The 5,605-nt window shown below is 63.9% G+C and carries 8 protein-coding genes; 3 read left to right on the plus strand and 5 right to left on the minus strand.

The annotated features are described in order from the left end of the window. A partial coding sequence (locus BGO62_RS11725) for an HAD-IC family P-type ATPase (RefSeq protein ID WP_296642631.1) occupies positions 1-1,183 on the plus strand: 1,183 nt, incomplete at its 5' end. On the opposite strand, the gene BGO62_RS11730 is transcribed toward BGO62_RS11725, so the two are convergent. From BGO62_RS11730 to BGO62_RS11750, 5 genes are all read right to left on the minus strand, one after another. Continuing rightward, a complete protein-coding gene (locus tag BGO62_RS11730; RefSeq protein WP_296642634.1) occupies positions 1,180-1,536 on the minus strand; it encodes a hypothetical protein in 357 nt (118 codons plus the stop codon). The two genes, BGO62_RS11725 and BGO62_RS11730, sit on opposite strands and share 4 nt — an antisense overlap. A 37-nt stretch (positions 1,537-1,573) precedes the next feature. Further along, the gene (locus BGO62_RS11735) at positions 1,574-2,191 is read right to left on the minus strand and encodes a hypothetical protein (protein ID WP_296642636.1); all 618 of its coding nucleotides are present in this window, start codon (positions 2,189-2,191) and stop codon (positions 1,574-1,576) included. 49 nt (positions 2,192-2,240) lie between these two features. After that, positions 2,241-2,438, minus strand: a complete 198-nt coding sequence (locus tag BGO62_RS11740) for a lmo0937 family membrane protein (RefSeq protein WP_296642637.1) — start codon at positions 2,436-2,438, stop codon at positions 2,241-2,243. A gap of 65 nt (positions 2,439-2,503) precedes the next feature. After that, entirely contained in the window at positions 2,504-2,818 is a 315-nt protein-coding gene (locus BGO62_RS11745) for a BON domain-containing protein (protein WP_296642639.1), read from the minus strand. Positions 2,819-3,222: 404 nt separating this feature from the next. Beyond that, entirely contained in the window at positions 3,223-4,164 is a 942-nt protein-coding gene (locus BGO62_RS11750) for a sensor domain-containing diguanylate cyclase (RefSeq protein ID WP_296642641.1), read from the minus strand. A gap of 302 nt (positions 4,165-4,466) precedes the next feature. On the opposite strand from BGO62_RS11750, the gene BGO62_RS11755 reads away from it, so the two are divergent. Together BGO62_RS11755 and BGO62_RS11760 are read left to right on the plus strand one after the other, a co-directional pair. Beyond that, positions 4,467-4,901, plus strand: coding sequence for a rhodanese-like domain-containing protein (locus BGO62_RS11755; RefSeq protein WP_296642642.1), 435 nt, complete (start codon positions 4,467-4,469; stop codon positions 4,899-4,901). 4 nt (positions 4,902-4,905) lie between these two features. Beyond that, on the plus strand, positions 4,906-5,605 hold a 700-nt coding region (locus BGO62_RS11760; protein ID WP_296642643.1), incomplete at its 3' end, for a hypothetical protein.

Genomic DNA, 5,605 nt, shown 5'->3' on the forward strand with positions numbered 1-5,605 from the left:
CCTGTCGGGCCTGGTCGGGCTGGAAGATCCGCCGCGGCCGGAAGTGCCGGAGGCCATGGCGCGCTGCGCCGCGGCCGGCATCCGCGTCATCATGGTCACCGGCGACCATCCGCACACGGCGCTGGCCATCGCCCGCGAGATCGGCCTGCTGAAGACCGCACAGCCGGTCGTCATCGGCGGCGACGACCTGCGCCGCCTGTCTCCGGCGCAGCTGCAACTGGCGCTGGATGCGCCGGAAATCCTGTTCGCCCGCGTCGCCGCCGAGCAGAAGATGCACCTCGCCGAGGCGCTGCAGAAGAAGGGCGAGATCGTCGCCGTCACCGGCGACGGCGTCAACGACGCACCGGCGCTGAAGGTCGCCGACATCGGCATTGCCATGGGCATCGCCGGCAGCGACGTCGCCAGGGAAGCGGCCGACCTGATCCTGCTCGACGACAACTTCGCCAGCATCGTCAGCGCCGTCGAGGAAGGGCGCGCGGTGTTCGACAACCTGCGCAAGTTCCTCACCTACATTCTCTCCTCCAACATTCCCGAGCTGGTGCCCTATCTTGCCTTCGTGCTGCTGCGCATTCCGCTGCCGCTCACCATCATCCAGATCCTGGCGGTCGACCTCGGCACCGACATGCTGCCTGCGCTGGCGCTCGGCGCCGAAAAGCCCGACCCCGACGCGATGCTGCGCCCGCCGCGCGCGCGCAGCGAAAGATTGTTGTCGTGGGGCCTGGTCGCCCGTGCCTACCTGTTTCTCGGCGCGCTGGAAGCGGCGGCCGCGATGACGGTGTTCTTCTTCGTGCTCGACGCCGCCGGCTGGCACTACGGGGAGCCGTTGGCGCGAACTGCGCCGCTTTACCTCGAGGCGACCACCGCCTGCCTCGCGACCATCGTGATGATGCAGGTGATCAACGTCTTCCTGTGCCGCCACCCGCGGCGTTCCGTTTTCGCGTTCAGCCTTTCCGGCAACCCGCTCATCCTGCTCGGCATCGCAGCGGAGCTCGGCCTGCTGCTGTTCATCGTCTATACCCCGACCGGCCATTGGCTGTTCGGCACGGCGCCGGTGGGGGCGGAGGTCTGGCTGTTCGCGGCGGCGCTGGCCGCATCGATGGGGGTCGCGGAGGAGCTGCGCAAGAAGTGGCTGCGGTGCCAGGCGCACGCTCCGGCTGCGTGCGATCGGACTGAGGGGACTTAGCGGGGCGGCCGCTGCTCGGCCCAATGAAAACGGTGAAGCACCCGGTGAATGACCGGTGCGAGGATGATGCTCATCGCGGCGATCACCACCAGCCCGGCGTACAGCGCATAAGCGCCTGCGAAGAGCTTTCCCGGCGCGCTCAAGCCTGCGGTCTTGACCGGCCCCATGCCGCCGAGAAGCATGGCCGAATTCAGGAATGCATCGAGCCACGACATGTGTTCGTAGTACGCGTAACCCATCATCCCGACAAGCAGCGAGATCCCAAGCAGCGCCAGCGCCAGGCCGGCATGGACAAGTATCCGCAGCGCAAATCTGCCCGCGGAGATCGGTGGCTTGTGACGTGGTTCGTACATGATCCGAGCCGTGCTCCTCGCGAAGACAGAGGGCCGCTCAGCGGCCGCGCCCCTGGCCGCTTTGCTGATAGTGTTGCTGCACTACCGGGTCGCGCGGCCGGTAACGGTATTCCTGCCGTTGAATGGCATCCTGCCGCTCGACTTGTCGGGGATAGCGATCCCCCGAATACTGCCGCTGGTAGGTGGGCAGCGGGGCGGGCAGCGGGGCAACGCGGCGGTCCCGCCTGTCCCAATCGCTTCTGTGCCGTTCCCAATCATGGCCCCAGCGATCGCCCCAGCGTGGCGGCGCATCAGGCCGCCAGCCATGGAAGTAGGCCGGAGGATGGCGGTAGTAGCGCAGCGGAACTTGCAGGATGAACGCCGGCATATCCACCCGTTCCACCCGTCCCCAGGGTCCGTTGTACCAGGCGCTCGCGTACCAGTCGTCGTGTTGGTAAACCCAGTACATCCCGTCGTAGAAAAAGAAGTTCGCTTCCAATTGCGGCGCATAGTAGACCGGGTAGCCCGGCACGCGGACGAGCCGCGGATATGCCGGCAGGTTGATCCCGATGCTTGCGTGAGGGAGTCCGATGCCGACGCTCACCTGCGCCGCGGAAAAATCCGGCGGGAACGTCAGCGCCCCCAGCACGAGGATCAGGTTGCGGATTTTCAGCATTGCGTGACCTCCGGAACGATAACCCAAGCCCCTGGCCAGGGCCGGCCGCTCAACGGCGAACGACACGAAGCAGTACCGCCACGATCGCGATGAGCAGAAGGATGTGAATGAAGCCGCCCAGGGTGTACGAGCTAACCAGCCCCAATAACCAGAGGACAATCAGGACGACTGCGATAGTCTCAAGCATGCTTGGCGCTTCCTTGAAATCATTTGGCCGCGGCCCGAGCAGAAGCAGCAGCCATTGCAAGAAGCACGATCAGGCCATGCTGGGCGCCCCGCTCCGGGGAGCCGTGGACAACGAGCCGTCCGACCTCACTTGATCTGCATGTCGTTCTTCACGGAAGTCACGCCTTTGACGCCGCGAGCCAGCTCAACCGCCCTGTTCGCGGCTGCCTGCGAACTCACGAAGCCGCTCAGTTGGACTTCGCCCTTGAAAGTTTCGACCTTGATCTCCAGGAGTTTCGTCATGGGGTCGTCGAATATGGCTGCCTTCACTTTGGTGGTGATGACGGCGTCGTCGATATACTCGCCGGTCCCCTGTTGGTGGGCTGTCGAGGCGCATCCGACAACGGCTGCCAGCGAAACAGCCAGGAATGCTGCGGAAAGAATCTTGTTGAGCTGTTTCATGGCGGTAATCCTCAAATTTTGGTTGGAATGACCGCTGCGTCATTCGAAGATGTGGTCGGCAGCACCAAGCGACGTGTGACTCGTTCGCTGCCGCACATCAGTAAAGCTAGTACAAAAAAAGGGTTAGGACAGGGGGCAGGCACCGCATGCGCGCCGCGCGCATCCATCCGCCGTACGAGAGGGCTTGCGGCCAGCCAGTATCCGCGCTGGATGGCAACCATTTGCCGAGGAGCCGGAACACAAAGCCGCATGCTATCCGCGCCAGGAAAAAACAGCGCGATGCGCCAGGTAAGGACGGGCCAATTCAGGCGCATCGCTTTGCCGCGAGCGGCTTGCAGTGAACAAGGCTGCGGCGTATCCGGAAGCGGCCGCCGTGGCGGACGTGAAATCAGCGTTAACGCGACCTAATCGCCGTTGACGATGCCATTGCGGCCGCGCTGCTTTGCCTGATAAAGCCGGCTGTCCACCTCGGCGATGAATCCGAGCGGCTCGTCGCGATGACCGGGCGTAACGGTGCCCACTCCGAGGCTCACCGTCAGGATCTGGCTGGCCCGGGATTTTTCGTGCGGGATCTGTTCCTTGAAAATCAGGCTGCGGCATCGCTCGGCAATCTTTGCTGCCGAATGTTCGTTCGTCTCGGGCAGCACCAGAACGAACTCCTCGCCGCCGAAGCGGGCGACCAGATCCCGCGCCCGGGTGGCGGCCGAACTCAGGACCTGCGCGACCCGCTTGAGACAGGCGTCGCCCTGGAGATGCCCGTAGTGGTCGTTGTACTGCTTGAAATAATCGATATCGAGCATGATGAGCGAGAGCGGCTGGTTGTTGCGCCGCGCATTGGCCCACTCCAGTTCCAGGACGGAATCGAACATGCGCCGGTTGGCGACTCCGGTCAGGCCGTCCTTGAAAGACAGCGCTTCCAGTTCCTTCTGCAAGACGGTCAACTGCTCTTCCGTTTTCTTGCGCTCGCTGATGTCGAACATGAATCCGACCAGCGAATCGACCCCGCCGTCTTCGTTGCGCACCACGTGCACCACATCGCGAATCCATACGTGGCGGCCGTCCGGGGTCAGGGCGCGATAGTCCGCCTCGTGGTCGACGCCGGCCTTCGACTGCGCGACGCAGTAATTCACCACCCGCTCCCTGTCCTCGGCGTGAATTCTTGCCGCCCAGTCCTCGACGCTTGCCCAGCTCGCGGGCGGCCAACCGAGCAGGCTTTCTATCTGCGGCCCGATGTAGGCGAAGCGCATGGTTTGCCAATCGATTTTCCAGGGAATGGCTTGGGTGGATTCCAGCAGGGTCTTGTAGACCGCGCTGTCGATCTCCCCGTCTTTTGCAATGTCAGTCATCGTTCCGAACCCGGTCTGCAGGAAGGTATTTTCGTGTCATTTGAGCGTACCACGGGTGGGCTGAGACTACGCGCTATCCAGCTCCGTCCGAGATTTGAGCATGCGCCCCAGGCATCCGCAGCATGAGCATACAGTCTGTAACCGACGCGCCCGCCCACCTCTTGGCCGGCAGGCCTCCATGGGCATGCTGACCGAGCCGCGCCTGAAAAAGCATTTCAGATATCGCTCAAAATGCCGATAATCATTTCAAAGGTATTTTTTGAACTCCATATCTTTTTATCTTTCATTTGCAGGGAGTGCCGATGCGTCTTTATCGCTTGTGGTTCGCCATTTCCCTGCTGGCCCTGTCCTGGCCGGCGGCAGCCTCCCCGCCGGGGAAAATCGCGGTGCCGGACGCCATCGCCGGCGTGACCACGCTGAATGCCGAGGGCCTGATCGAATTGGCCGAACGTTTGCCCGGGCTGGTCGTCATCGATTCGCGGATGGCTGTGGACCGGCGCCAAGGCTATATCCAGGGATCGATCAGTCTGCCGGACACCCAGACCGCCTGCGCGACACTGGGCGATTTCATCGCCACGCTTGACACTCCGGTCCTGTTCTATTGCAACGGGGTCAAATGCGGGCGCAGCGTGATCGCGATCAGGATCGCCCAAGGCTGTGGCTACCGCAGGCTGTACTGGTTCCGCGGCGGCTTCGAGGAGTGGAAGCAGAAAGACTATCCTTTCCTGCGGCAGTAGCGGCATGCTGCGCCGCCCGATCACCCTGCGCGTACTGAGCGGCCTGGTGGTGCTGGCAATGGGCGTGCTCGGCATGTCGCTGGCGCTGGTGACCGGCGAGATCTACCATCGCCTCACCCTGGACAATCAGCGTCAGGACCTGAGCGGCCTGGTGGGGCTGGCGGTCGGCGAGCGCATCGAACGTCTGCAAGAAAAATCCCGCTCCCTGGGCCTCAGCATCCAGAGCGATCCGACCTTCGAGCGGTTGCTGAAGGCGGGCGACTATTCCGCCGTCAATCATCTGCTCGACGACCAGTTCCATCAGTATTTTGTGACCGCCGGCGAGATCCGGCTGCTCCAGTTGCGGCTGTTCAGCTCCGACTTCAGGCTGCTCGCCGAGGCCGGCGAGGGCGTGCGCGGGGCTTCCGCACAAAAGGCCGCCTGCCCCGGCGTGCTGGAGGCGGCGAAACGGCGCCGCGGCCCGCAGCGCCTGCAATCCCTCTCCGCCCTGTGCGCCGCCCCGCTGCCGCTGCACAGCCTGATCGTGCCGGTCGGCGGCCTGTTCCTGCGCGGCTATCTTGAGGTCGTGGTCGACCCTTCCCCCAGCCTGGTCGGCCTGGACAAGACCCTGGGCATGCCGTTGCGCATGCAATCGGTGACGGGCGGCGAACTGTATCGATCCGCGTCATGGCCGGCGGCGGGCAGCGATCATGGCGCCCTGGAGG

It is taken from the genome of Thiobacillus sp. 65-1402 (assembly GCF_001897685.1).
In the GTDB taxonomy this organism is placed as follows: Bacteria; Pseudomonadota; Gammaproteobacteria; order Burkholderiales; family Thiobacillaceae; genus Thiobacillus.

Bases quoted from the DNA above. Each gene is read 5' to 3' on its own strand.
- BGO62_RS11730 (WP_296642634.1), bottom strand. From the start codon at position 1,536: ATGTACGAACCACGTCACAAGCCACCGATCTCCGCGGGCAGATTTGCG.
- BGO62_RS11735 (WP_296642636.1), bottom strand. From the start codon at position 2,191: ATGCTGAAAATCCGCAACCTGATCCTCGTGCTGGGGGCGCTGACGTTC.
- BGO62_RS11745 (WP_296642639.1), bottom strand. From the start codon at position 2,818: ATGAAACAGCTCAACAAGATTCTTTCCGCAGCATTCCTGGCTGTTTCG.
- BGO62_RS11750 (WP_296642641.1), bottom strand. From the start codon at position 4,164: ATGACTGACATTGCAAAAGACGGGGAGATCGACAGCGCGGTCTACAAG.
- BGO62_RS11755 (WP_296642642.1), top strand. From the start codon at position 4,467: ATGCGTCTTTATCGCTTGTGGTTCGCCATTTCCCTGCTGGCCCTGTCC.